Source organism: Streptomyces sp. NPDC102258, from assembly GCF_055584685.1.
Map to the genome: position 1 here is coordinate 267,037 of NZ_JBVJLO010000004.1, position 26,061 is coordinate 293,097.

17 protein-coding genes are annotated in these 26,061 nt (G+C 73.9%); 5 read left to right on the plus strand and 12 right to left on the minus strand.

Annotated elements, in window-relative coordinates; translation table 11 throughout:
• Positions 1–66: 66 nt before the first annotated feature.
• Positions 67–3,990, plus strand: a complete 3,924-nt coding sequence (locus tag ACZ6ZT_RS09160) for a multifunctional oxoglutarate decarboxylase/oxoglutarate dehydrogenase thiamine pyrophosphate-binding subunit/dihydrolipoyllysine-residue succinyltransferase subunit (RefSeq protein ID WP_469716994.1) — start codon at positions 67–69, stop codon at positions 3,988–3,990.
• A gap of 90 nt (positions 3,991–4,080) precedes the next feature.
• Here the strand turns inward: ACZ6ZT_RS09160 and fxsT are convergent, their stop codons facing one another.
• The 7 genes from fxsT to ACZ6ZT_RS09195 all read right to left on the minus strand — a co-directional run bounded on the left by fxsT (position 4,081) and on the right by ACZ6ZT_RS09195 (position 18,582).
• Entirely contained in the window at positions 4,081–7,083 is a 3,003-nt protein-coding gene (gene fxsT / locus ACZ6ZT_RS09165) for an FxSxx-COOH system tetratricopeptide repeat protein (protein ID WP_469716996.1), read from the minus strand.
• 100 nt (positions 7,084–7,183) lie between these two features.
• Positions 7,184–8,569, minus strand: a complete 1,386-nt coding sequence (locus tag ACZ6ZT_RS09170) for an HEXXH motif domain-containing protein (RefSeq protein ID WP_469716998.1) — start codon at positions 8,567–8,569, stop codon at positions 7,184–7,186.
• Positions 8,566–9,834 (minus strand): FxsB family cyclophane-forming radical SAM/SPASM peptide maturase, encoded by a 1,269-nt coding sequence (locus tag ACZ6ZT_RS09175; RefSeq protein ID WP_469717000.1) that lies wholly within the window; start codon positions 9,832–9,834, stop codon positions 8,566–8,568. The genes ACZ6ZT_RS09170 and ACZ6ZT_RS09175 overlap by 4 nt, the downstream gene beginning before the upstream one ends.
• Before the next feature lie 120 nt (positions 9,835–9,954).
• A complete protein-coding gene (fxsA, locus tag ACZ6ZT_RS09180) occupies positions 9,955–10,155 on the minus strand; it encodes an FxSxx-COOH cyclophane-containing RiPP peptide (protein ID WP_469717001.1) in 201 nt (66 codons plus the stop codon).
• 692 nt (positions 10,156–10,847) lie between these two features.
• Positions 10,848–15,266: an SAV_2336 N-terminal domain-related protein gene (locus ACZ6ZT_RS09185; protein ID WP_469717002.1), complete on the minus strand. Its 4,419-nt coding sequence runs from the start codon at positions 15,264–15,266 to the stop codon at positions 10,848–10,850.
• Positions 15,267–15,272: 6 nt separating this feature from the next.
• Positions 15,273–16,304 carry an AAA family ATPase gene (locus ACZ6ZT_RS09190; RefSeq protein ID WP_469717004.1) on the minus strand — a complete coding sequence of 344 codons (1,032 nt, stop codon included), beginning with the start codon at positions 16,302–16,304 and terminating at the stop codon, positions 15,273–15,275.
• Between the two features lie 82 nt (positions 16,305–16,386).
• Entirely contained in the window at positions 16,387–18,582 is a 2,196-nt protein-coding gene (locus tag ACZ6ZT_RS09195) for a VMAP-C domain-containing protein (protein WP_469717005.1), read from the minus strand.
• Positions 18,583–18,717: 135 nt separating this feature from the next.
• Here ACZ6ZT_RS09195 and ACZ6ZT_RS09200 point away from each other — a divergent pair, with 135 nt between their 5' ends.
• Positions 18,718–18,903 (plus strand): DUF6104 family protein, encoded by a 186-nt coding sequence (locus ACZ6ZT_RS09200; protein ID WP_469717007.1) that lies wholly within the window; start codon positions 18,718–18,720, stop codon positions 18,901–18,903.
• A 101-nt stretch (positions 18,904–19,004) separates the two neighbouring features.
• Here ACZ6ZT_RS09200 and sodN read toward each other — a convergent pair whose 3' ends face one another.
• Complete coding sequence (gene sodN, locus ACZ6ZT_RS09205) at positions 19,005–19,400, minus strand: superoxide dismutase, Ni (RefSeq protein WP_469717009.1); 396 nt, start codon at positions 19,398–19,400, stop codon at positions 19,005–19,007.
• Positions 19,401–19,571: 171 nt separating this feature from the next.
• Here sodN and sodX point away from each other — a divergent pair, with 171 nt between their 5' ends.
• A complete protein-coding gene (sodX, locus tag ACZ6ZT_RS09210; protein ID WP_469717011.1) occupies positions 19,572–19,991 on the plus strand; it encodes a nickel-type superoxide dismutase maturation protease in 420 nt (139 codons plus the stop codon).
• Here the strand turns inward: sodX and ACZ6ZT_RS09215 are convergent.
• On the minus strand, positions 19,895–20,524 hold the full coding sequence (locus ACZ6ZT_RS09215) for a CGNR zinc finger domain-containing protein (RefSeq protein WP_469717013.1): 630 nt from the start codon (positions 20,522–20,524) through the stop codon (positions 19,895–19,897). The two genes, sodX and ACZ6ZT_RS09215, sit on opposite strands and share 97 nt — an antisense overlap.
• Before the next feature lie 92 nt (positions 20,525–20,616).
• Between ACZ6ZT_RS09215 and ACZ6ZT_RS09220 the strand changes: the two genes are divergently transcribed.
• Positions 20,617–21,408 carry a methyltransferase domain-containing protein gene (locus tag ACZ6ZT_RS09220; RefSeq protein WP_469717014.1) on the plus strand — a complete coding sequence of 264 codons (792 nt, stop codon included), beginning with the start codon at positions 20,617–20,619 and terminating at the stop codon, positions 21,406–21,408.
• A 101-nt stretch (positions 21,409–21,509) separates the two neighbouring features.
• On the opposite strand, the gene ACZ6ZT_RS09225 is transcribed toward ACZ6ZT_RS09220, so the two are convergent.
• Genes ACZ6ZT_RS09225 through ACZ6ZT_RS09235 form a run of 3 tightly spaced genes read right to left on the minus strand, consistent with a single transcriptional unit; the run spans position 21,510 to position 24,217 of the window.
• Positions 21,510–22,277, minus strand: coding sequence for an amino acid ABC transporter ATP-binding protein (locus tag ACZ6ZT_RS09225; protein ID WP_469717016.1), 768 nt, complete (start codon positions 22,275–22,277; stop codon positions 21,510–21,512).
• Positions 22,274–23,224 (minus strand): amino acid ABC transporter permease, encoded by a 951-nt coding sequence (locus tag ACZ6ZT_RS09230; protein WP_469717018.1) that lies wholly within the window; start codon positions 23,222–23,224, stop codon positions 22,274–22,276. The genes ACZ6ZT_RS09225 and ACZ6ZT_RS09230 overlap by 4 nt, the downstream gene beginning before the upstream one ends.
• Before the next feature lie 36 nt (positions 23,225–23,260).
• The gene (locus ACZ6ZT_RS09235) at positions 23,261–24,217 is read right to left on the minus strand and encodes an ABC transporter substrate-binding protein (RefSeq protein WP_469717020.1); all 957 of its coding nucleotides are present in this window, start codon (positions 24,215–24,217) and stop codon (positions 23,261–23,263) included.
• Positions 24,218–24,742: 525 nt separating this feature from the next.
• Between ACZ6ZT_RS09235 and ACZ6ZT_RS09240 the strand changes: the two genes are divergently transcribed.
• Complete coding sequence (locus ACZ6ZT_RS09240; protein ID WP_469717022.1) at positions 24,743–25,945, plus strand: NAD(P)-dependent malic enzyme; 1,203 nt, start codon at positions 24,743–24,745, stop codon at positions 25,943–25,945.
• The last annotated feature ends 116 nt before the right edge of the window (positions 25,946–26,061 follow it).

Below are 26,061 nucleotides of genomic sequence, written 5' to 3' on the forward strand. Positions count from 1 at the left end.
GCCGGGAGGCGTAGCCTTTATTCCCGCTGTCCATACCTTGTGAAGCGGAAGAGGGCGGTTGCCGCCGTGTCGCCACAGTCCCCCAGTAATTCGAGCACCACGACCGACGCAGCAGAGGGCGGGAAGACCCCTGCCTCAGGCTTCGGCGCGAACGAGTGGCTCGTCGACGAGATCTATCAGCAGTACCTCCAGGACCCGAATTCGGTCGACCGGGCCTGGTGGGACTTCTTCGCCGACTACAAGCCGGGGGGCGCTGTCGCCGCTCCGGTGAAGGCGGATGGTCCCGGGAAGTCCACGCCGACGGATGGCGCCTCCGCACAGGCCGCCCCCTCCGCCGCGGCCCAGGCCCCCGCCGCAGCCCCTCAGGCCCCCGTCGCCGCCGCCACGGGGGCGGCGCGCGCCGCGTCGCCCGCAGCCGGCAACGGCTCCGGCCCGGGCTCCACGGGAGCGGCCCCGGCCGCCCCGGCCGCTCCGCCTGTGTCAGCTCCTGCCCCTGCTCCTGCCACCCCCTCTGGTGCCCCTGCTGTGACTGTCACCCCTCAGGCCCCGGCCGCCGCACCGGCCGCTCCTGCCCCTTCCGCCGCAGCCCCGAAGGCCGCGCCCGCCACCGAGGCCCCTTCGGGCCCCGAGCTGGTGACGCTCCGCGGCCCGGCCGCCGCCGTGGCGAAGAACATGAACGCCTCCCTCGACGTCCCGACGGCCACGTCCGTCCGCGCCGTCCCGGTGAAGCTGCTGTTCGACAACCGCATCGTCATCAACAACCACCTCAAGCGCGCCCGGGGCGGGAAGATCTCCTTCACGCACCTCATCGGCTACGCGATGGTGCAGGCGATCAAGGCCATGCCGGCCATGAACCACTCCTTCGCGGAGAAGGACGGCAAGCCGACCCTGGTCAAGCCGGAGCACGTGAACTTCGGCCTGGCGATCGACCTGGTGAAGCCGAACGGCGACCGCCAGCTCGTCGTCGCCGGCATCAAGAAGGCCGAGACCCTCAACTTCTTCGAGTTCTGGCAGGCGTACGAGGACATCGTCCGCCGCGCCCGCGTCGGCAAGCTGACGATGGACGACTTCACCGGCGTCACCGTCTCGCTGACCAACCCCGGCGGCCTGGGCACCGTGCACTCCGTGCCCCGCCTGATGCCCGGACAGTCGGTCATCATGGGCGTCGGCTCCATGGACTACCCCGCCGAGTTCCAGGGCACCTCGCAGGACACCCTGAACAAGCTGGGCATCTCCAAGGTGATGACCCTGACCTCGACCTACGACCACCGGGTCATCCAGGGCGCGGCCTCCGGCGAGTTCCTGCGCATCGTCGCGAACCTGCTGCTGGGCGAGAACGGCTTCTACGACGACGTCTTCGAGGCGCTGCGCATCCCCTACGAGCCGGTCCGCTGGCTCCGGGACATCGACGCCTCCCACGACGACGACGTCACGAAGGCCGCCCGCGTCTTCGAGCTGATCCACTCCTACCGGGTCCGCGGCCACGTCATGGCCGACACCGACCCGCTGGAGTACAAGCAGCGCAAGCACCCCGACCTCGACATCACCGAGCACGGCCTCACCCTGTGGGACCTGGAGCGCGAGTTCGCGGTCGGCGGCTTCTCCGGCAAGTCGATGATGAAGCTGCGCGACATCCTCGGCGTGCTGCGCGACTCGTACTGCCGCACCACCGGCGTCGAGTTCATGCACATCCAGGACCCGAAGCAGCGCCGCTGGATCCAGGACCGCATCGAGCGCCCGCACACCAAGCCGGAGCGCGAGGAGCAGCTGCGCATCCTGCGCCGGCTGAACGCGGCCGAGGCCTTCGAGACGTTCCTGCAGACGAAGTACGTCGGCCAGAAGCGCTTCTCCCTGGAGGGCGGCGAGTCCGTCATCCCGCTGCTCGACGCGGTCATCGACTCCGCGGCCGAGGCGCGCCTGGAAGAGGTCGTCATCGGCATGGCCCACCGCGGCCGGCTGAACGTCCTCGCGAACATCGTCGGCAAGTCGTACGCGCAGATCTTCCGCGAGTTCGAGGGCAACCTCGACCCGAAGTCGATGCACGGCTCCGGTGACGTCAAGTACCACCTGGGCGCCGAGGGCACCTTCACGGGTCTGGACGGGGAGCAGATCAAGGTCTCGCTCGTCGCGAACCCGTCCCACCTGGAGGCCGTCGACCCGGTCCTGGAGGGTGTGGCCCGCGCGAAGCAGGACGTCATCAACAAGGGCGGTACGGACTTCACCGTCCTGCCGCTGGCCCTGCACGGCGACGCGGCCTTCGCCGGCCAGGGTGTGGTCGCCGAGACGCTGAACATGTCGCAGCTGCGCGGCTACCGCACCGGCGGCACCGTGCACGTGGTCATCAACAACCAGGTCGGCTTCACCGCCGCCCCGGAGTCCTCGCGTTCGTCGATGTACGCGACCGACGTGGCCCGCATGATCGAGGCGCCGATCTTCCACGTGAACGGTGACGACCCGGAGGCCGTGGTCCGCGTGGCGCGGCTGGCCTTCGAGTTCCGCCAGGCGTTCAACAAGGACGTGGTCATCGACCTCATCTGCTACCGCCGCCGCGGCCACAACGAGTCCGACAACCCGGCGTTCACCCAGCCGCTGATGTACGACCTGATCGACAAGAAGCGTTCGGTGCGCAAGCTGTACACCGAGTCCCTCATCGGTCGCGGCGACATCACCCTGGAAGAGGCCGAGCAGGCGCTCCAGGACTTCCAGGGCCAGCTGGAGAAGGTCTTCGCGGAGGTCCGCGAGGCCTCCACGCAGCCCGCGGTCAGCGCGCCGGCGCCGGCCCCGCAGGGCGACTTCCCGGTCTTCGTGGACACCGCGGTCTCCCAGGACGTCGTCAAGCGGATCGCCGAGTCCCAGGTCAACGTCCCCGACGGGGTCACCGTCCACCCGCGTCTGCTGCCGCAGCTGCAGCGCCGCGCGGCGATGATCGACGAGGGCACGATCGACTGGGGCATGGGCGAGACCCTGGCCTTCGGTTCGCTGCTGATGGAGGGCACCCCGGTCCGGCTGTCCGGCCAGGACTCGCGCCGCGGTACGTTCGGCCAGCGCCACGCGGTCCTCATCGACCGCGAGACGGGCGAGGACTACACCCCGCTGCTGTACCTGTCGGACGACCAGGCCCGGTTCAACGTCTACGACTCGCTGCTCTCCGAGTACGCGGCCATGGGCTTCGAGTACGGCTACTCGCTGGCCCGCCCGGACGCGCTGGTGCTGTGGGAGGCGCAGTTCGGTGACTTCGTCAACGGCGCGCAGACCGTCGTGGACGAGTTCATCTCCTCCGCCGAGCAGAAGTGGGGCCAGACCTCCGGCGTCACGCTGCTCCTGCCGCACGGCTACGAGGGCCAGGGCCCGGACCACTCCTCGGCCCGCCCGGAGCGCTTCCTGCAGCTCTGCGCGCAGAACAACATGACGGTCGCGATGCCGACCCTGCCGTCGAACTACTTCCACCTGCTGCGCTGGCAGGTCCACAACCCGCACCACAAGCCGCTGATCGTCTTCACCCCGAAGTCGATGCTGCGTCTGAAGGCTGCGGCGTCGAAGGCGGAGGAGTTCACGAACGGCTCGTTCCGTCCGGTCATCGGTGACGCGACGGTGGAGCCGAACGCGGTCCGCAAGGTCGTCTTCTGCGCGGGCAAGGTCTACTACGACCTGGAGGCCGAGCGGCAGAAGCGCGGCATCACGGACACCGCGATCCTGCGCATCGAGCGGCTGTACCCGCTGCCGGGCGAGGAACTCCAGGCGGAGATCGCCAAGTTCCCGAACGCGGCGAAGTACATCTGGGCCCAGGAAGAGCCGGCGAACCAGGGTGCGTGGCCGTTCATCGCGCTGAACCTGATCGACCACCTCGACCTGGCCGTCGGCGCCGACATCCCGGCCGGCGAGCGCCTGCGCCGCGTTTCGCGCCCGCACGGCTCGTCCCCGGCGGTCGGTTCCGCGAAGCGCCACCAGGCGGAGCAGCAGCTCCTCCTGAACGAGGTCTTCGAGGCCTGAGCGGCGTGAACCCGGAAGGCCCGGCTCCCCTCATCGGAGGGGAGCCGGGCCTTCCGGCCGTCCGGGCCGGGTGGGGGTGCTGGTGCGGGGCTACGGCTGGGGTTCGAAGTCCCAGTAGGGGCGGGCCTGCTGGCGGGCCGAGACGGTGTGGACGTGCTGGGGGCCCAGGGTGCGGGTGAGGGACTTGAGGGCGGCTTCCTCGTGTTTGGAGGCCTCCGCGTCCTCGCGTACGGAGCGGAGGTCGGCGGCCAGGGCCGTCTGGGCGCTCAGGGTCATCGGGTGGTCGGGGCCGAGGACGCGTTCCGCGCCGCGCAGGGTCTCGCGGCTCAGGTCCACCGCGGATTCCAGGCGGCCGGTGATGTTGCGGTGCCCGGTGGTGTTCAGGGCGCAGCCCAGCGTCCAGGGGTGGCGGTCGCCGAGGGCGCCCCGCATGCCGACCAGGGCCTGTTCGGCGAGGTTGAGGGCCTCGGTCCGCTCGCCCTGGGCGCGCAGCACGAGGGCGAGGTTGCCGACGGTGCCGATGCTGTACGGGTGGGCGAGGCCCAGCTGGGACTGGTAGCCCCGGACGACCTCCTCGGAGATCCGCCGGGCCTCCTCGATGTCCCCGTACTCGCGCAGGTAGGTGGCGTAGTCGGAGGCGACCATCAGGGTCCAGGGGAAGTCGGCGCCGAAGACCCGGGTGGAGCGTTCCAGGACGCTGCGCAGCCGGGCGCCGGCGCCGGGGATGTCGCCGGAGCGGCGCAGGCACATGCCGAGGTTGTGTTCGGCGCGCAGGGTCTGGGGGTGGTTGAGGCCGAGGACCTGGGTGTTGAGCTTGAGGCCCTGTTCCTGGCGGGCGAGGGCCTCGCGGTAGCGGCCCATGAGGCGCAGGCCCATGGCGCAGCCGATGCCGGAGGAGAGGGTGGCGATGTGCCGGACGTGCAGGACGCGTTCGCGCCGGCGCAGGGTGTCGAGGTCGGTGTCGTACGCCTCCTGGTAGCGGCCGAGCAGGCGGAGCACGACGGCGACGTTGTTCTGGGCGTTGAGGGTGGTGGAGTCGTCCTCGCCGAGGAGTTCGCGGTAGGCGGCGAAGGCGTGCTCCAGCAGTTCCCGGGCCCGGTCGAACTTGCCGGTGCCGAGCAGGACCCCGGCGTAGGTGCTGGTGGCGCGGAGGGTCTCCAGGTCGCGGGGGCCGCGTTCGGCGACGAGCCGGTCGGCGACGGAGCGGGCGAGGACCTCGGCCCGCCGGAAGTGGCCGAGCATGCGCAGGGCGCCGCCGTAGTGGTAGCTGAGCTCGCGGACCTGGTCGTGGTCGTCGCCGAGCATGGCCCGCCAGACGCCGTCGGTCTGTTCGGCCAGGCGCAGGCAGGTGCGGTACTCGCCGGCCAGGATCAGGTACCGCAGGCAGTGCAGCAGGAAGTTCTGGATACGGGGATTGCTGCTGGTCAGCACGCCGGCGGAGTCGAGGTGCGGGATGAGTTCGGCGTACCGGGGCCAGAGCCGGGAGTCGGTGGGGCGGCCGGGGTCGGCGGCGGCGAGGACCTGGCGGACGGCGCGCGCGAGCTGGTCGGCCTCGTCCTCGGCGAGGTTCTCGCGGACGATGTTGTGGACCATGCGGTGCAGTTGCACGGTCTCCAGTCCGCCGCCCTCCTCCACGGCGAGGTCGGAGTACTCCAGGCGGACGACGGAGAACTGGACGAGCTTGTTGAGCGCGGCGTTCCAGCGGATCTGGTCGTTGATCAGCCCGGCGAGGTGCTCGGGGACGTCGTCGGCGGGGAACTCGCGCAGCAGCCGCAGCGGGACCCGGCCGGGGGCGAAGAACACGAACAGCCGCAGCAGGGAGAGGGCGTCGGGGAAGTTCTCCCGGACGTTGTTGAGGAGTATGGCCAGCGCGGTCGGGAAGGGCAGCGGGTAGTCGTCGGAGAGGGTGACGGCCTCGTGGGAGTCGAGGCGGTGGCGCAGGAGTTCGAGGTAGTCGCCGACGCGCATCGGGGAGTCGGCGAGCCAGCCGGCGGTCTGGTCGAGGGCGAGGGGGTAGTCCTCCAGCGCCTCGGCGAGCTGGTCGGCCTCCTCGCCGGTCAGGCGCAGGGCCCGGCGGCGGATGAAGGTGATCGACTCGGGGCGGGCGTAGAGGGGGACTTCGACGAGGCTGGTGTGCCGGGCGGCCCACTCGCGGTTGCGGGAGGTGATGATGACGTCCCCGGCGCCGGAGGGCAGCAGGTCGGTGAGGTCGTCGGGGCTGTCGCAGCCGTCGAAGACCAGCAGCCACCGGTGGTACGGGGTCCCGCGCCGCAGCGCCTCCAGCACGGCCCGGATCTGCTCGCCGTAACTGCCGGCGCCGCGCGGCAGGCCGAGGGCGGGGGCGAGGTCGGCGAGGCGTTCGCGCAGGGTGGGCCGGTCCTCGGCGGGGACCCACCAGACGACGTCGTACTCGGAGGCGAAGCGGTAGGCGTACTCGGTGGCGACCTGGGTCTTGCCCACGCCGGAGAGGCCGAGCAGGGTGACCATGGAGGCGCCGGGCGGGGCCTCGGTGAGGGCGGCGCGCAGCCGGCCGATGACGTCGTTGCGGCCGGTGAAGCGCGGGTTGCGGCGTGGGACCCGGCCCCAGATCTCGGGCGGGTCGTTGGGGAAGCGGGGTCCGCGGCGGCCGCTCTCGGTGCCGATCCGGTCGGTGGGCAGCTCCAGCCGGCGCAGCAGCCGGTACTCGGCCTCGTAGGCGTCCAGGCCCCACAGGTCGGTCTTCTCCAGCGCGGCGACGGCACTGGGCAGCGGGGCGTCGGTGAGGCAGACGGCGGCGAACCGGTCGGGGTGGGCCTCGGTGACGGTGCGCAGCGCGGTGTTCCACTCCTCGTCGGTGTGGGTGCCGGCGGAGAAGTAGCGCTCGCTGAGGACGAGGACGACCGTGCCGCCGGCCCGAGGGAGGTCGTCCAGGGCTTCGGTGAGGCCGGGGCTGGTCAGCGGGTCGAAGCGCTGGAGCGCGACGCGGTGGCCGTGCTCTTCCAGGCGGTGGGCGATCCACGCCGCCCAGGGGCGGTTGAAGCCCGCGAAGCTGATGACGAAGCGCTGCGCCGGGGCGGCTCCGTCGCGGTCGAATCGCGTACCGGTACCGGTCATGCTGCCGTCTCCCTGGGGTCCGGGCGGTGGACGGGGTGTGAGGCGGTGGGGGGCGGTGCGGAGAGGGGCGGGGTTGAAAGGTACCGCAGCGGACGGCCCCTCAGACCCGTACGAAAGGGGCGAGTTCGGGGTGGGCCTCGCACCAGGCGCGGCGTTCCCGCTCCAGGGCCCGGCGGGCGGTGGCGTGCTGGTCGCCGGGGGGCGGCAGTTCGTCCATGGCCCGCTCGGCCGCGATCATGCCGTCGACGAACTCGGCGCCGGTGCGCGTCAGTTGGGGCTGGGCGCGCAGGACGGGCAGGACGGCGGCGACCTGGGAGCGGATCCGGGCGTGCTGGGCCCAGGCGCCGCGGGCCCCGTAGAGCGCGGCCCGCTGCCAGTAGCCGGCCAGGGCCAGGTGGGCGTACGCCCCGTGCAGGAGCCCCTCCAGCGGCCGGGGGTCGGCGCGCCAGGGGGCCCAGTACCGGGGGGTGCGGTCGGCGGTGTGCAGGGTGAGGATGTCGGCGAGCGCGGCCAGTTTGCCGTGCTGGACCTCGTGCACCAGGGTCGCGGCCAGGGCGGGCGGGGCCTGTCCGCGGGCCAGGACGGACCCGGCGGCCGCGGGGAGGGTGGCGCCGCTGGAGCGGGTGCCGCCCGCGAGGGGGACCACGGAGCGCAGCAGCAGGCCGGTCTCTTCCGCGCGGGTGGAGTCGTAGCGCTCCAGCAGGGTGAGGGCGCCCGACCACTGGGTGTCCCAGCGCTTGTGGCCCTTGGGGGTGAGCCGGCGGGCGGGGCGTACGGGCGCCGGGTGCGGGGCGGTTGGGGCGCGGTACGGGTCGAGGTCGTCGAGGGAGGTGCGGCCGCCGGGCAGGGGGTGCAGGGGGAGGGTGGCGCCGGTGTCCCAGGAACGGTCGGTCAGGGCGAGCGGGCCGGTCCGGTCGGGGCGCAGCAGCCCGAGGGTGGGCAGGGCGAGGCGGCCGTGGACGGGGCGCAGGGTGGTCTTGAAGGCGATGCGGGCGCGCAACGCGGCGGCGACGGCCAGCGCTCCGAGGTGGCCGAGGTCGGGCGGGGGGCCCTGGGGGTCGTGCAGGCGGCGCAGGGTCTCCTCGGCCCAGACCCCGGTGGCGGGGTAGTGCAGGACGTCGTGGACGGCTTCGGGGTCCTGGCGTTCGGCTTCCTCCAGCAGGGCCCAGCGCTCGGCGCTCTCGGCGCCGGGGGCGGCGTCGAGGACGGCGCGCAGCAGCAGGAGGCGCCGGGAGCGGCGTACGTCGCGGACGAGGCGGGTGCCTTCGGGGGTGGGCTCGGTGGAGGCGAGGTCGCGGAGGGTGCGGGAGGTGACGGTGAAGGGGATGAGGCCGGTGGGGGTTTTGGGGTTGAGGGGTTGTTCGGAGCGGGTCTGATGGGCGGGGGCGGCGCCGGGCCGCGGGCCGGGAAACGGGCTGGGACCCTCCCCCGTCGCCCCGGCCTCCCCCACCTGCCCGGCGGCGGCTTCGGTGCGGTGCGGGGTCATGACGCGGCCCGTCCCGTCGTCGTGGCCGCGTGCAGGGCCCCGGCGATGTGCCGGATGACGGCCTGGAGGTCGGCGCAGTACACGGACGGCCGCCGGAATCCCTCCCCCGCCCGGTAGCGGTGCGGGTAGTGGCCGCCGCCGCACACCTCGACGAGGTCACAGGCCCGGCAGTCGGCCGCGAGGGCCTCCCGGCCGATCTGGCGGGCGGCGAAGCCGGGGTGGTCGAGCAGCTCGTCGAAGCTGTGGGTGTCGAGGGTCATGCCGGTCGCGGCGGCCCCTTCGTAGGCGGACTTCAGGGAATCGGCCTGCTCGATGGCGCCGTCGGTCTCGATGACGGCGGTCGTGGCCGGGGCCAGGCCCAGGGTCTCGGTGGCCTCGGGCAGGCCCAGCAGCAGCGCGATGACCTCTTCGAAGAGCCGGATCCGGGTGCGCCGCACCCCGTCGTGCCACCAGCGGTCGAAGACGGCCAGCAGCCAGTCCGCGTACGGGGTGCCGTGCGCGGTCCGGCCGGGCGGCGGGGTGCTCCAGTTGGCCAGCGGCAGCAGCAGGCCGAGGCTGGGCGGGGCGAACGCCAGCAGGGACTCGTACGTCTCCACCGGGTCCTGGGCCAGGTCCACCACACACAGCACCCCGGCGTAGTGGGCGGGGTGCCGGGCGAGCAGCCGCAGTCCCCGGGCGGCCGCGCCGAAGCCGGGCCGCCCGGCGTGGTCGACGCGGCGGGCGTTGTGCGCGGGCAGCCCGCCGTCGAGGCTGACGCCGACCCGGATCCCGGCGGCGTCCAGGGCGGCGAGGCGGCCGCGGGTCAGGAGCGTGCCGTTGGTCTGGACGCTGGCGGTGACCCGGGTGCGGGGCGCACGGCGGGCCAGGGCCGCCCGTACCGCCTCGACGGGGGCGGCCAGGTCGGCGGGCGCGGCGAGGAGGGGTTCACCGCCGTGCAGCACGAGGTCCACGCGGGGCAGGTCGTGGGCGGCGGCGTGGTCGGCGATCCGCTCGGCGGCGCGGCGGGCGGTGGCGAGGGTCATGGCGGCGGGGCGGGTGCGCCAGCTCTGGTCGGCCATCTCGTAGACGTAGCAGTACGTGCAGGCGAGGTTGCAGCGGCTGTGCGTCTTGAGGACGAACTGCCGGATGGGCCGGGGGCGGTGGCCCGCGGCGCGCAGGGCGGGTACGTCGAGGAGGGCGTAGGGCCAGGGGGCGTGGCGGGCGTGCCGCGGGTCGGGGGCCCGGTGGGCGGGCGGCAGCGGGCCGCTCGTGATCGCTGGGCTCATCGCCTGTGCCTCCCTCCCCCGGCGGACTGCCCATCCCTGCCCTTCGGAGGGGCCCGGCTAACGGCGGAAAGTGGTCAACTCGCGGCGGTGGGGGGCGGGGGCGGGGCCGGGCGGGGGTGGTCAGGCGACGCCGGAGTCGAAGGCGTTGAGGATCTCGGCGGGGTGGGTGACCCGCTCCACCATGCCCTCGATGACCTCGGCGAGGACCGGGTGCCCGATGCCGCGCAGCGCGGCCAGGTCGAACCCGGAGAGATCCGGAAGCGGCCCGGGACACGGCCGTACGGTCGGCGCTGCCGCTTCCTGACGTCGTCCGCTCACCATGGGCTGCCCGTCCCCTTGTCGTCTGGTCGTCCGTCGCGCGGTCGTGGTGGTGCGTGGTCGTCGTGCGCGGCCGTCGTGCGCGGCCGTCGTGCGCGGCCACCCGTGCGCGGCCACCCGTGCGCAGCCGTCGTACGCGGCCACCCGTGCTCGGCCACCGTGCGCGACCGTCGCGCCCGGTCGTCGTACGCGGCCACCATGCCCAGCCGGCCTGCCCAGCCGGCCTGCCCAGCCTCCTACCCGGCCATCGTGTCCGATCACCGTGCCCGGCCCCCGTGTCTAGCCGTCGCACCCGACCATCGTGTCCGGCCGTTCTGCCCGGCCATCCTGTCCGGCCGCCGTACACGGCCGTTGTACGCGGCCGTTGTACGCGGCCGTTGTACGCGGCCGTTGTACGCGGCCGTTGTACCCGGCCGTCGGGCTCGGCCACCGTGCCCAGCCGTCCTGCCCGGCCGCCGTACACGGCCGTCCTGCACGGCCGTCGTGCCCGCCGTTGTACGCGGCCACCGTGCCCAGGCGTCGGGCTCAGCCACCGTGCCCAGCCGTCGTGCCTGGCCGTCGTGCCCGGCCGCCGAACGCGGCCGTCGTGCCCAGCTGCCGTACACGGCCTCCGGCCCGGCCGTCGTACGCGGTCGGCTCCGGTCTGCCGGGTCGGTCGAACTGCCCTTTCCCGCCGGCCGGCGGGGGGAAACGGTTCAGAGCGCCTCCTCCAGCGCGCGGATCCGTTCCTGGAGCGCGGCCACGGCCCTGATGGCGGCGGGGAGTTCGGGCTCCGGCGGGTCGAGGCGCCCGCGCAGCTGCAGGGCGGCCCGGTAGGCGTCGAGGGCGGCCCTGGGGCGGGCGAGGCCCTCCAGGACCTCCCCGCGCGACTCCTGGACCCGGGCCGCCAGCCGCAGCGCCCGGCCGGTGTGCGCATCCGATTCCGGCTCCTCCCGGTCGGCTTCGAGCGCGGCGCGCCAGGCCCGGCGGTAGGAGTCCGCCGCCCGGTCGAGGCGGTCGGCGGTATGGGTGTGGACGTGGATCTCCTGCTGGACGTCCCCGTGGTCCCGCCAGGCGAGGGCCCGCTCCAGCGGGCGGTGCCCCTGCCGGGCGGCCAGCTCCAGCAGGTGCTCCGCCTCGCGGAGGTCCACGAGGTCGCCCTCGTACGAGTGCCGCAGCCGCAGCCCGGTGGCCAGCCGCAGGAGCCGGTGCGCCGCCCGGGGGTCGGTCTGCGGGACCGCCGCGCGGCTCTCGCGCAGCACCCGTACGGCGGTGGACGCGAAGCCGCGCCCGCCGGTGGCCCGGGCCCGGGCCAGGAGTACGTCGCCCCACTCGGGCAGCAGCTCCCCGAAGGCCTCCCCGTCGCGGGGGATCAGCCGCCGGGCCCGCCCGTAGGCCTCGGAGGCCGCGTCGAGGGCCGCCGGTTCCCCGTCGCGGGCGTACCGGGCCCGGTGCACGCGGGCCAGGCAGACCAGGGCGGCGAGGCGCGGGCCGGGGTCGTCGGCGGCCTCGTCCAGGGCCCGTGCCAACTGCCCGGCCGCCTCCTCCAGCCGCCCGGGCAGGTACCGCAGCGCCTCGGCCAGCTCCACCCGAACCCGCGCGACCCGCCGCCTGCGCGCGGCGCCCTGGCCGGCGGAGCCCCGCTGCGCACCGGCTCCCCGCCCCGGGCCGGCGCCCCCCTCCGGCCCCGCCGCATCCCGCCCGGCCCCGCCCACGGCACCCGCCCCACGTCCGGACTCCGCACCCGCACCACGCCCAACCCGCTCGGCGGCACCGCCAGAGGACGCCGGCGCACGCCCGCCCCCACCCGCCGCAGCACCGGCCACCGGCGCCGACCGCCCGTCCGCGCCACGACCCGGCGTCCCGGCCCGGTCGACCGCGCCGTCAGAGGACGCCGGGGCACGCCCGCTCCCACCCGCCGCAGCACCAGCCACCGGCCCGGAGCCCGCGCCCGCACCACGCCCCGACGGCCCAACCCGCTCGACGGCACCGCCAGAGGACGCCGGAGCACGCCCGCTCCCACCCGCCGCAGCACCGCCCACCGGCGCCGACCCCCCGGCCACACCACGCCCCGGCAGCCCGGCGTCCCGCCCCGGCTCCCCCTGGTCGGCGGCCCCGTCCGGGTTCGCCGGGGCGGGGCCGACCCCGCCTGCCGGCCGTACGACAGCTCCCGGCCCAGGGTCGGGCCCGCTGGCCGGGTCATCGCCCGGCAGCTCGATGTCCCCTCGCTGCGAACCGGCTGCCCGTCCCCCGCCGTCGGCGCCGGGCGGGGTCGCCGGGGCGCGCCCGGAGTCGCCCCCGGCACCCCCGTCCGCCAGACCGGGCAAGCCACCGCCGCCGGGGTGCTCACCGGTGCCGCCCGCCTCCGCGCCCGGGGCAGTGCCCCCGCCCTCCGGGCCCGCATCCGGCGAGCCGTTGGCGTTGCCGCCGGTGCCCGGCGGCTCCGTAGCCGCCGCGCCCCCGCGCGTCGGGTCCGCCCCGACCGGGCCCGGGGCGGCGCCGGGTCGGTCCGCGTCGGGCTGCGGGGGCGTGCCGGTCGGGGCTTCGGCGTCCCGGGGCGGCTGCTCCGGGACGCCCCCGGCGGGGTCCCCGGCGGGGTGGGGGAGGAAGGCGGTCAGGGCCGTTGTCAGGTGGGCGGCGGCCTGTTCGGCCAGGGGGGTGCGGGCGGCGGGGGCAGGGGTGCGCGGCAGCAGGACCAGCAGGACGCGGCCCAGGGCCAGGGCCAGCTCCGGCTGCGCGTCGGCGCCGGGGGCGGCGGTCAGGGCGGCCTCCAGCGTGGAGCGGGCCTCGAACAGTGGCCCCGCGTCATCGCGCGCCGCGCTCAGCCGGATCAGGGTCCGCGCCCGCCACACCGCGCAGACCACGCCCAGCTCCGTCCCGGCGGCGGCGCCCGCCGCGGCGAACTCCCGGTCGGCGGCGGTCAGCAGCTCCGCGTCCCCGCCGCCCGCCAGGGCCCGCTCGTACAGCACCCGGCCCCGCGCCGCCCGGGCCGGCGGGGTGCCCAGCCCGGCCACCGCCGCTTCGGCCTCGCCCAGCAGCTCGGGGTCGCGCTGGACCGCCCACAGCCGCAGCAGCGCCCCCGCCAGCTCCGTCCCGGCCTCCTCCGGCGGGTCGCCGGGGCCGGCCGGGGCCGCCACGGCCCGCCGCAGCAGGGCCACGGCCTCGTACAGGGCGCGGGCGTCACCGTCCGCGAGGCGCTCGCGGGCCGCCCGTACCCCCGCCGCCCGGCCGCTCCCGGCGGCCACGGGCGACTGCGGCTCGGGGGCGGGGGCCGGGCCCGGGCCCGGGGCGTCGTCCGGGTCCTCCTGCGGCGGGCCCGGCAGGTAGCGGCGTACGACCTTCGCCGAGACGTGCGCGAAGGCCCGCGGCAGCCGCCCGGCCGGCACCGGCCCCGCCTCGTCCTCGGGATCGGCCGCCGGGACGCCGGTGAGCTGGGTGACGGCGAGCGCGGGGAAGTTCCGTACGCCCCTCCCGAAGTGCGCCAGCACGTACTCCGAGCAGTGCTTGAGCACCAGCGCGGCCTCATCGCGCCCCAGCGGCCCCAGCAGCACGTCCTGCACCCCGGGGACGAACTCGTACCACTGCCCCGGCGCTTCCCCGCTGCGCCGCACCAGCCCGCTGAGCAGCACCTCGGCCAGGTCGGACGGCTCCGAGTCGGGCAGCATCGTGCGCTGGACGAGCCGCATCACGGGCAGGGTCAGCGGCGCCGCCGCCAGGTACACGGCGAGCTGGACGGCGCCGGGCGCGGCGGAGGACCGGAAGCGGCGCACCAGCTCGCCCGGGGGCCGGGCGGTGCGCGGCAGCGGTACGGGCGCGGCGGGGTGGCGGGCCAGGACCCGGCCGACCTCCGCCGGTACCGGGCCGGTGCCGAGCCCGGCGACGAGCCGGGCCCAGGCCCCGAGGGCGGTCGCGTGGGGCGGCAGTACGGGTATGGCGAGCCCGCCCGTGCGCTGCCCGGGCCGCGACGGCCGGTCCGAGCGGAACCTCAGCTTCACCCCGCCGCCCACGCCCTCGCCGCCGCCCCCGGCCCGCTCCAGCACGCCCCGCTCGGTCGGCAGCCAACTGCGGCTCCACAGCCGCTGCGGGAGGGGCTGGACGACCACGCAGGGCGCGCACTGCGCCCACCGGTGGAGCAGCCGCTGCGCCTCGCCCTCCCGCCACACGGGCCCGGCGCAGTCGGAGACGACCATGGTCAGCACCCGCCCGGTGGGATCGCGCAGCTGGTCGCCGGAGCGCAGGACCCCGCCGGTACGCGGGCCGTCGCCGGAGCGCGGGGCGCCACCGGAGCGCGGGCCGCCGCCCGCCGAGGGGCCGCGTCCGAGGGCCGCGGTCCCGTCCGCCAGCCGGTGCAGCCAGTGCGCCTGCACGTCCCGGAAGGCGCCCAGCCGCTCGCAGACGGACCGCAGTTCCTCGAACATCTCCTGCCACACCGCCATGGACGGCGAGGCGTCCATCACCAGGCGTACGGTCGCCTCGCGGCGGCTCTCCGGCCGCAGCACCGGGATGACCAGCCCCAGGGCCCGGGCGCTGGCCTCGGCGGTGGCGGTCTCGTCCAGGACGGTACGGACGGGCGGGCCGGGCGGGTGGTGGCGCTGGAGGACGCGCAGGGCCCGCTGGATGTCGAGGATGCGGGGCAGCGCGGTCGCCCCGGGCACCCGGACCGGCACCCCGGCGCCGACTGGGATGTCGGCATCCGGATCGATCCCGGAGCCGTGCCCGCGCCGCGCCCCGACCGCGTAGAGCCGGACCGGATCCTCAGTCTCCGGTTCCTCCCGCTCCGGCGGCGGGACGGGCTCCGGCTGCCCGGGCGGCTCGCCCGGTGCGTCCTGCGTCCTCCCTTCCGGCCCCCCGGCCCGGACGGGCTCCGGCGGTGCGGTGGCGGCCGTCGGGGGCCGGGCGGCCGGGCGGCGCGTGTGCCCGGCCAGCCAGAGGGCGTCGGCCAGCTCCCCGGCCGAGGGGTCGAGCCCGGCCTCCCGCAGCAGCCCGGCCAGCACCCGCAGCCCGAGCTCGACGGACCCCCCGCCGCCCGCCCCGGGGCGCGGGCGGCCGCCGGACCCGGCGCCCGCGCCGCCGCCTGAGCCCGCTGCGGAGGATCCCGGCTCCCGGCGCCCCGGGTCAGGTGCTCCGGTCGTCACGGCCGCTCACCTCGGGCGGTCGAGGCGCTGGATGAGCAGGTCCGCGAGGTCCTCCCGGGTGGGCGGGGCGGCGTAATGCGTCAGGTAGATGGCGTTCAGCAGCTGGTCGGCGGCCACCAGCTCCGAGCGGGAGCGGCTGAGGAACTCCCGGATCAGGTCCGCGCCCAGCCGGGCGGCCTCCTCCCCCAGGTGCGCCCGGACCAGGGTGGCCAGCCGCTTCTCCCCCGGCTGCCCGAGCTTGAGCTGGATGCAGCGGCGGAGCAGGGCGGCGGGGAAGTCCCGTTCGCCGTTGCTGGTCAGGATGATGAACGGGAAGGCCCGGCAGCGCACCCGCCCGCCCCGGACGGTGACCTTCCCGCCGTCGTCGGTCAGCACCTCCACCTCCGGCTCGGAGTCGGCGACCCGCTCCAGCTCGGGGAGGGTGAACTCGCCCTCCTCCAGCACGTTCAGGAGGTCGTTCGGCAGGTCGATGTCGCTCTTGTCGAGCTCGTCGATGAGCAGCACCCGGGGTTTCGCGGTCGGCAGCAGCGCCGTCCCCAGCGGCCCGAGCCGCACGTACCTGCCGATGCCGGCGCCGGAACCGCCGCCCCTCCCAGCACTCGCGCCCGCGCCCCCACCGGCGGCGATCTGCACGTCCTGGAGCCGGGCGAGCGCGTCGTAGCGGTACAGCCCGTCCTGGAGCACCGTCCGCGACACCACCGGCCAGCGCAGCACCCGCCCCAGCTTCAGTTCGTGGGCGACGGCGTGCGCCAGGGTGGACTTCCCGGTGCCGGGGTAGCCGGTGACCAGCAGCGGCCTGCGCAGGTAGAGCGCGGCGTTGACGGCCTCCAGCTCCTCCGGTTCCGGCCGGTGCAGTTCGGCGGCCTGCCGGTGGGCGCCGAGCCGGCGCGCGACGTTCCCGTCGGCGGCCGCGGCCGCTCCGCCCGGCTCGGCGACGGGCCCGCCGTCGAAGTCCCGCCAGGGCGGCGGATCGGGCAGCGCCGCGATCCCGTCGTGGGGTTCGCCCACACCCCGGTAGATGAGCCATTCGTCGTTCACGGCCGCTCCCTCCCACGAAGCACGCGTCGTCCGCGCCGGCCCCCGCGGCCGGCCCCCGGCCGACGGGGTCCGGTCCCCCTGCTCACAGATCCCCCTGCAACGGTTCGTCCTCCGGCAGCGCCCGCCGCGGGTCCTCCCATACGAGGGCCAGCCCGGCCGCCCAGTAGGCGTCGGGGTCCGCCCCGTGAGCCCGTACGCGCAACGCCTGGACGCGCTGCGGCAGCGACGCGCCCCGCCCCGCCTCGGCCAGCTCCTCCCGCAGGCCCCGGTGGTAGGGCGCGCAGGACACCCCCGGGTCGGCGGGGGGCCGCCGGCACACCACGACCCGGTAACCGGCGTCCCGCAGGGCGTGCAGGGCCCCCAGGGTCGGTTCGGTGTCCGGCGCCCGGCACAGGACGGGCACCGTGTTGTCCGCGAGCCCCGCCAGCCAGTCGGGCGAGGGGCTGCGGGGCCGTCCCCGCGAGCAGTCGGCGCGCTGGTCCAGCAGCGGCCCGGCCCCCACCCGCGACCACCGCCCACCGCCGGCCGGGACCACGCAGACCCCATGAACCTCGCAGCCCGCAGAAGCATCGGGAGCCCCCACGGCTCCCAAAGCCCCCAAGGCTCCCGTGGCCCCCGTGGCCCCCACACCCCCCGGCCCGCCACCCTCGAACCGCACCACCACCGGCCGCTGGACCCCCACCGGCACCCCGCCCGACACCGTCCAGGCGTCCACCGCGAGCCCGAACAGCTCCGGCGCCACCGCGACTTCGAGGAGCGCGGCCGCCTCGTGCGTGTCGCAGCGCCGGAACCCCTCGGCGAGCGGCGCCCGCAGCGCCTCCGGCAGCCGCTCCAGCCGCGTCCGTACGCCGGAGTCCACGGGCGTGACCCGGCCGGGGCGGGCCGGACCCGCCAGGACGCACACCCGCCAGTCGTAGACGTCCTCCCAGCCGTGCGCCCACACCTCCAGCAGCACCGACGGCCCGGTCGGCAGGGCCCCCGACCGCCGGGCGGGCCCGTGCGCCGACCGCCCGACGAAGGCGCGGCGGCGGCGCTCCCGCTCGGCCAGGCCGCGCTCGTGCCGCTCGCCGAGCTCCCGCCGCAGCGGACGCCACAGCCGTTCCGCGGTGGCCCGCACCCAGTCCCACAGCTCTTCGTCGGCGCCGGGCGCCGGGGGTTCGCGGTGGTCCGCCACGCTCACGTCGGTCGCGTACCGGAGCATCGCGGCGGCCTCCCCGCCCGCGCCCGGCGGGTCGTGGAGCAGCCCGAGCCCGTCACGCCAGCTGAGCGGGGCCGGCAGCCCGGGGTCGGGTTCCTCGCCGCGGGCCCGTTCGGCCAGCTCGCGGACGGCTTCGGAGGACCCGGGCGGCGGCAGCTCGGCCAGCAGCCCGCAGAGGGTGGTGCGCTCGCCGGGGGTGAGCCTGCCGCGGCCGCCGTACGGGTCGCGGTCCGCGTCCGGGAGCTCGTCGTGTACGTCGGTCCAGGTCCGGCGGCTGTCGAGATCACTGAGGTGGCGGTCGTAGTGGTAGAGGTCGTGGGCCTGCATGACCCGGCGGTAGAGCCCGGTCTGGCCGGTCGCCGCCAGCGGCAGGGTCCGTAACTGGGCCACGGACACGGCGACCCCGCCGCCGTTCCCGTGTCGGCGGGCCTTGACCACCCCGACGACCTCGCCGCGCGTCAGGTCCACCACGGGCCCGCCGGACATGCCGGCCTCGATCTCGTCGTCGTCGCCGAGGCGGATCGCGGCGCCGTTCGCGGCGGTGCCCCGCAGCCGGGTGGTGCGGCCGGTGATCTCGCGGATGCCGAGTTCCTCGGTGCAGCCGAAGTACGCGGCCTCGTCCATCCGGGGCCGGGCCCGGTCGGTCAGCCACACGCAGGCGTGCGATATCGGCGAGAGCACCCGGACCAGCGCCAGGTCGGGCAGGTCCCACAGGGCCCGCCGCCCGGGGCGCGGCTCGTCCAGCCGCTCGGGCAGCACGCACTCCACCCGCCCGGCGACCGTACCGGTACCGCCGCCCGGGGCTCCGGCGGCGGGCAGCGGCCCGGAGTGGAAGCTGATGCCGACCTCACGGCCTGACAGACGCACCGCGGCACCACCCCCTTCACCGACCACGTGCGCACACGTCAGGACCCAGCCGGGGGCGATGAAGAAGCCGCTGCCCCAGGTGGGTCCGGTCCCGTCGCCGCCGGGGTTCTCATACCCGCCCGGGGGCGCGTGGACGCGTACGGTGGCGGCCCGGACCAGGGGCTCCAGGAGCTCGAAGGCGCGCGCGGAGCCTGCCGTGCGCCCGTCCGGCATCCCCTGACCCCCCTCCCCCGCTCGTCCCACCCGGGCCTCCACGCTAGCGCCGCAGGCGGGACGGCGGGAGGTGTCGCCGGGACCCGGCTTATCCTGGCGGGAAACACCCCATCACCCCATGGCACGGAGCCCGACTTGTACTTCACCGATCGCGGCATCGAGGAGCTGGAGAAGCGGCGCGGCGAGGAGGAGGTCACCTTCGCGTGGCTGGCCGAACAGCTGCGGACCTTCGTCGACCTCAACCCGGACTTCGAGGTCCCGGTGGAACGCCTGGCCACCTGGCTCGCCCGCCTCGACGACGAGGACGAGGACGAGGACTGACACAACCGGCCGGAGCGCCCCCTCCCCCCGACACGCACACGAGGGGCCCGACCGCGAACGGTCGGGCCCCTCGGTCGTACCCGGCGAGCGGGCGCCCAAGATCAGGCGGCCTTGGTCTCCCAGAAGATGCGGTCGATCTCGGCGATGAGCTCCAGGGCCTTGGCGCCGGTCGCCGGGTCGTTCGACGCCTTGGCGGCCGAGAGGGCCTTCAGGGTGTCGTTGACCAGGGTGTGGAGCTGGGGGTACTTCTCGAAGTGCGGGGGCTTGAAGTAGTCGCTCCAGAGCACCGACACGTGGTGCTTCGCGAGCTCGGCGCGCTGCTCCTTGATGGTGATGGCGCGGGCGCGGAAGTCGGCGTCCTCGTTGGCCTGGTACTTCTCCTGGACGGCCTTGACGGACTCGGCCTCGATACGGGCCTGGGCCGGGTCGTACACGCCGCAGGGCAGGTCGCAGTGGGCGGAGACCTTCACCCGGGGGGCGAAGAAGCGGGAAAGCATGGAGTGGGTCCTCCTCGTGATCGTCTTCTCAAGGGCGAGATTACTCGCTGAGAAACCGGAAATCGCGGGCGCCCCCATGGGCTTCGGACAAAAGTCCAGGGGCGGTCGAGGAGTGGTGAGCGAATGTACGGGGCCGTACGGCAGCATGCGGGGAGGCAGAGGAGGCCGGACATGGCGGAGAACAGGCGCGCGCGGGGGCGCATCGGCATCACCGGGGTGACGGGGCCGTCGATGGCCCCGACCCTGTGGGACGGGGACCAGCTGGTGGTCCGGTACGGGGCGTTGGTCCGTCCGGGTGACGTGGTCGTGTTCCGCCATCCGCTCCAGCAGGACCTGCTGGTGGTCAAGCGGGCGGCCGAGCGCCGCCCGGGGGGCTGGTGGATGCTCGGCGACAACCCGTTCAACGAGACCGGGGACAGCACCGACTACGGCGCGGTCCCCGAGGACCTGGTGCTGGCGGTGGCCCGGCTGCGGCTGCGGCCGCTGCCCGCCGGTCAGCGTTCGCTGAGGGCGTGGCTGTCGTGGGCGGCCTCGGCGGTGCGGCCGATGCGGGCGGACTCCTCGGCCTCCAGGCGCTTGCGGGCGCGGTAGGCGGCGACGTTGGCGCGGGTGGCGCAGCGGTCGGAGCAGTAGCGGCGCGAGCGGTTGGTGGAGGTGTCGAGGTAGGCGTTGCGGCAGGGCGGCGCCTGGCACAGGCCGAGCCGGTCCGGTCCGTGCTCGGTGAGGTGGAAGGCCAGCCCCATGGACGCGATCGCGGCGTAGCCGGCGGAGGCGTTGGAGGGGTGGTCGGCGAGGTGGATGTGCCAGTCGGGGCGGCCGTCGGGGCCGACGAGCTCGTGGCCGGAGACCTGGGGGCTGACCGGGAACTCCATGAGCAGGGAGTTCAGCAGGTCGACGGCGAGGACGTGGTCGCCGCCGTCGGCGGCCTCGAAGACGGCGCGCAGCCGGCCGCGGACGTTGCGGAAGCGGGTGACGTCGGTGTCGGTGACCCGGCGGGCCATCTGCACACTGGCCCCGAAGAGTGCGCGGACGTCGTCCACCGAGGTGAGGGCGTCCTTGTTGCGGGCCGGCTCCTCGGTGTTGACCAGGCGCACGGCATAGTCCGAGTAATGGGCCAGTTCCACTTGTAGTCCTTACGGATGCGGTTTAGTGTCGGCGATGGCCGCCCGGTAACGGCTGCTCATGCTTCGAGGGTATTACGTGTGGAGGGGTTTCGATGGCGGATACGGCGGATACGGCGGATACGGTGACCGGCTCGTTCGGTACGGACTGGCAGGCGTGGCAGGACAGCTGGGACCGCCAGCAGGAGTGGTACATGCCCGACCGCGAGGAGCGGTTCCGGGTGATGCTCGACATGGTCGAGGCCCTGGTGGGCCCCGCCCCCCGGGTGCTGGACCTCGCGTGCGGTACGGGAAGTATCACGGACCGGCTGCTCAAGCGGTTCCCGCAGGCCTCCAGTACGGGGCTGGATCTCGACCCCGCGCTGCTGACGATCGCCCGGGGCCACTTCGCGGGCGACGACCGGGTCACCTTCGTCACCGCCGACCTCAAGGACCCCGACTGGCGCGCGGCGCTCCCCCACACGTCCTACGACGCGGTGCTGACGGCGACGGCCCTGCACTGGCTCCCGAGCGCGGAGCTGGCCGTCCTGTACGGGCAGCTCGCCCCGCTGGTCCGCCCGGGCGGGGTCTTCATGAACGCCGACCACATGCCCGATCCGGCCACGCCGCGCATCGACGCCGCCGAGCACGCGCACCGGCACGCCGTCATGGACGCGACCCGGGCCCGGCTCGGCGTCCCGGACTGGCGCGAATGGTGGTCCCTGGCGGCGGCCGACCCGGTGCTGGCCGAGCCCACGAAGGCCCGGTTCGCGATCTACGGGGAACACGCCGACGGCGACACCCCGGACGAGGCCTGGCACGCCCGCACCCTGCGCGAGGCGGGCTTCGCCGAAGCCCGCACGGTCTGGCGCTCCCCCTCGGACGCCCTGGTCCTGGGCCTGAAGTAGCGGCTTGCGGAGGGCTCGGGGAGCAGGGGCCCGGGGCCGGCCCCGGATACGACGGAGGGGCGGTACGGGAAATCCCGTACCGCCCCTCCGGCATCGGACGCCTACAGCACCTTGGACAGGAACGCCTTCGTCCGGTCGTGCTGCGGGTTGCCCAGGACCTCGCGCGGGTGGCCGGATTCGACCACGACGCCGCCGTCCATGAAGACGAGGTTGTCGCCGACCTCGCGGGCGAAGCCCATCTCGTGGGTCACCACGATCATGGTCATGCCCGACTCGGCCAGGTCCCGCATGACGTCGAGGACGTCACCGACGAGCTCCGGGTCGAGCGCCGAGGTGGGCTCGTCGAAGAGCATCAGCTTCGGCTCCATGGCCAGCGCGCGGGCGATCGCCACGCGCTGCTGCTGCCCGCCGGAGAGCTGGGAGGGGTAGTTCCCGCCCTTGTCGCCGAGGCCGACGCGGTCCAGGAGCTTGATCGCGCGCTCGCGCGCCACCGCCTTGGACTCGCCCTTGACCTGGACGGGCGCCTCCATGACGTTCTCTATGGCCGTCATGTGCGGGAACAGGTTGAAGCGCTGGAAGACCATGCCGATCTCGCGGCGCTGCGCCGCGACCTCGCTGTCCTTGAGCTCGTAGAGCTTGTCGCCCTTCTGGCGGTATCCCACCAGTTGCCCGTCCACCGACAGCCGCCCGGAGTTGATGCGCTCCAGGTGGTTGATGCACCGCAGGAAGGTCGACTTGCCGGAGCCGGACGGACCGACCAGGCAGAAGACCTCGCGCGGGGCGACTTCGAGGTCGATGCCCCGGAGGATGTGGGCGGCGCCGTACGACTTGTGGACGCCTTCTGCCTTGACCATCGGCTGGGCGGTCATCGCGCGACCTCCGTACGGCGGAACATGTTGAGGTTGGCACGCAGGCGCTGGAACGGCGTCGGCGGCAGGCTGCGCAGCGAACCGCGGGCGAAGCGGCGCTCCAGGTAGTACTGGCCGACGCTGAACACACTGGTCAGGGCCAGGTACCAGACGGATGCCACGAACAGCATCTCCATGATGGCACCGGCCGTGTTGCCGATGTTCGACGAGGCCCGCAGGAGTTCCGTGTACTGCACCGCCGAAACCAGTGAGGAGGTTTTCAGCATGTTGATGAACTCGTTGCCGGTCGGCGGGATGATCACGCGCATCGCCTGGGGCAGCACGACACGGCGCATCGTCTTCGTCTGGGGCATGCCGAGCGCGTGCGCGGCCTCGGTCTGGCCCTCGTCGACGGACTGGATGCCGGCCCGGACGATCTCCGCCATGTAGGCGCCCTCGTTCAGGCCCAGACCCAGCAGGGCGACCATGAACGGGGTCATGACGGCGACCGTGTAGTTCTTGTAGATCGGCCCGAGGTTGATGTACTCGAAGATCAGCGACAGGTTGAACCACACCAGCAGCTGGACGTACACCGGGGTGCCGCGGAAGAACCAGATGTAGAGCCAGGAGACGGCGCTGGTCACCGGGTTCTTCGACAGGCGCATCACAGCGAACACGATGCCGAGCACGAGGCCCAGCGCCATGGCGGTGACGCTGATGAGGATGGTGTTCCAGAGGCCGCCGAGGATGGCCGAGTCGAAGAGCTTGTCGCCGACCGTCCCCCAGATGACGTTGCCCTGGGAGAAGGCGTAGACGAGCCACGCCAGGAGCGCGACGACGATGACACCGCTGACCCAGCGGCCGTAGTGCCGTACGGGGATTGCCTTGATCGCCTCGTACGGGGTTCCCGAGGCACCGGGTCCGGCCGGCGGGGTTGCGGCCGGACCCTTGTCGATCTTGTCAGTCACAATGACTGCCCTTCAGTGGAGCGTGGAGCGCGGGACTTACTGACCGGCGTTGACCGTGGCGGACTTGACGGCACTGTCCTGCACGTTCCACTTCTCCAGCGCCTTGCCGTAGGAGCCGTCCTTGATCGTGGCATCGAGGGCCTGCTTGAAGGCGTCGCGCAGCTGCGTGTTGTCCTTGCTGACGCCGATGCCGAAGAGGCCGACGCCGGTCTGCTGGCCGGCGATCTCGAAGTCGTTGCCGCCGCCGGAGGTCTTCACGGTGTAGGCGGCGACCGGGTAGTCGTTCAGGTCGGCGACGGCGCCGCCGGCCTTGACGCGGGTCTGCGCCTCGGCGTCGGTGTCGAAGGCCTGGATGGTGAGCTTCTTGTCACCGCACTTCTCAGCCTGCTTCTTGAACTCGTCCTCGTACGTCGTTCCGCGCTGGACGGCGACGGTCTTGCCGCACAGGTCGTCCAGGGTCTTGACGCCCTCGGGGTTGCCCTTCTTGACCAGGAGCGAGAGGCCGGAGGAGAAGTAGTCGACGAAGTCGATCCCCTTGCCGATCTTCTGGCCCTTGTCGTCCAGGCCCTCCTGGCGCTGCTTGTTGTCCGTGATGGAGGACATGATCGCGTCCTCGCGGCCGGTGTAGATCGAGGTGATCAGGCCGTCGAAGGTGCCCGCGGTGAACTGGATCTTCACACCGAGCTGCTTGGCCAGCGCGTCGGCGATGTCGGGGTCGACGCCGACGATCTTGCCGTTCTCGACGAATTCCATCGGGGGGTACGCGGAGTCGGTGCCGATCTTGATGACGCCGGCGTCCTGGATCTTCTTCGGCAGGGCCGAGAAGAGGGGGGCGTTGCTGGACTTGGTGCCCGAGGAGGCCGTATCGCCGGAACCGCTCTTGGTCTGGTCACCACAGCCGGTGAGGATCAGGGCGCCGGCGACCGCGATCGCGCCGACCGCGGCGATCCGGGACCGGGCGGCGGTCGTACGACGGGTGGTGCTTGCGGTCATGGGCTGGTTCCTCCGACAGGGGTGGAAAGCATCCGAGAGGGGTCGGGCACGCACCATCGAGTGTCGCGACCTTGTGTGATTACGGCATCTTGCCATTCGGACTGCCGCATTCAGGCTGCCCATCAGGTCAAAATCAGATAACGGGCGCCCGCGACTAGCCAACAGGACTGCGGGCAAGGGCCCTCGGAGCGACACAAACCGCCGCGACCAGCCCTTTTGTCCTCACTATTTCCCGCCTGTCTCACCTATCGGACAGGGGGCTTTGGACTTTTGCCCAAAAACCGGACAGTCGGCCTACAGTTGAGCGGGAATCGACTCGTCTGGGCACGCGTTCTTCCGGTAGAACAGATCCTTACACCCCTCATCCGGGGCTCAGGGCGCGCGTGCGGCGCGCCCGCGCGTACGAACCTCCCCTTCGCGGAGGCGGGCCAACCGCCGAAGTGAAGAACGGACGCGGTGCCCGCCCACCCCTTAACCAGGGATGGCCACCCTCAACGATTCAAAGGACTTAAGGGGTCACACACAGTGGCAGCGGAGATCGTCAACCCTCGCAGTGACAGCGCTACCGACAACAACCCGGACGCGGTGTTCGCACTGCACCGGGGCGGCAAGATGGCCATTCAGGCCACGGTGCCGGTCAACGACAAGGACGACCTGTCCCTGGCGTACACGCCCGGCGTGGCGAAAGTGTGCAGCGCCATCGCCGAGCAGCCCGAACTCGTCAACGAGTACACCTGGAAGTCCAACGTGGTCGCCGTCGTCACCGACGGTACGGCCGTGCTCGGACTCGGTGACATCGGCCCCGAGGCCTCCCTCCCCGTGATGGAGGGCAAGGCGATTCTGTTCAAGCAGTTCGGCGGCGTGGACGCGGTTCCGATCGCCCTCGCCACCAAGGACACGGACGAGATCATCGAGACGGTCATCCGCCTCGCTCCGTCCTTCGGCGGGGTCAACCTGGAGGACATCTCCGCGCCCCGCTGCTTCGAGATCGAGCGCCGCCTCCAGGAGGCGCTGGACATTCCGATCTTCCACGACGACCAGCACGGCACCGCCATCGTGACGCTGGCCGCCCTGCGCAACGCCGCGAAGCTCACCGGCCGTACCCTCGGCGACCTGCGCGCCGTGATCTCGGGCGCGGGCGCGGCGGGCATCGCCATCGCCAAGATCCTCGTGGACGCCGGCATCGGCGACGTCTGCGTCACCGACCGCAAGGGCGTCGTCTCGGCGGACCGCTCGGACCTGACGGACGTCAAGGAAGAGATCGCGGGCCTGACCAACAAGACGGGCCTGAACGGCTCGCTGGAGCAGGCCCTCGCGGGCGCGGACGTCTTCATCGGCGTCTCCGGCGGGACGGTGCCCGAGGAGGCGGTGGCCTCGATGGCGAAGGACGCCTTCGTCTTCGCCATGGCCAACCCGAACCCGGAGGTCCACCCGGACGTCGCGCACAAGTACGCGGCGGTCGTGGCCACGGGGCGTTCGGACTTCCCGAACCAGATCAACAACGTGCTGGCCTTCCCGGGCATCTTCGCGGGCGCCCTCAAGGTGCGCGCGACCCGGATCACCGAGGGCATGAAGATCGCCGCCGCCGACGCCATCGCCGGTGTCGTGGGTGACGAGCTCGCCGCCGACTACGTGATCCCCTCGCCGTTCGACGCGCGCGTCGCCGAGGCCGTCACGGCCGCGGTCGCCGCGGCGGCGAAGGCCGACGGGGTCGCCCGGCTGGCCTGACCGCCACCGCGCGCAGTACGGACGAGGCCCGGCCGGATCACTCCGGCCGGGCCTCGCCGCGTACGGGGCCGACGGCGGCGACCGGGGGCGGCCGTGGGCTTCCGCTCCGGCGCGGC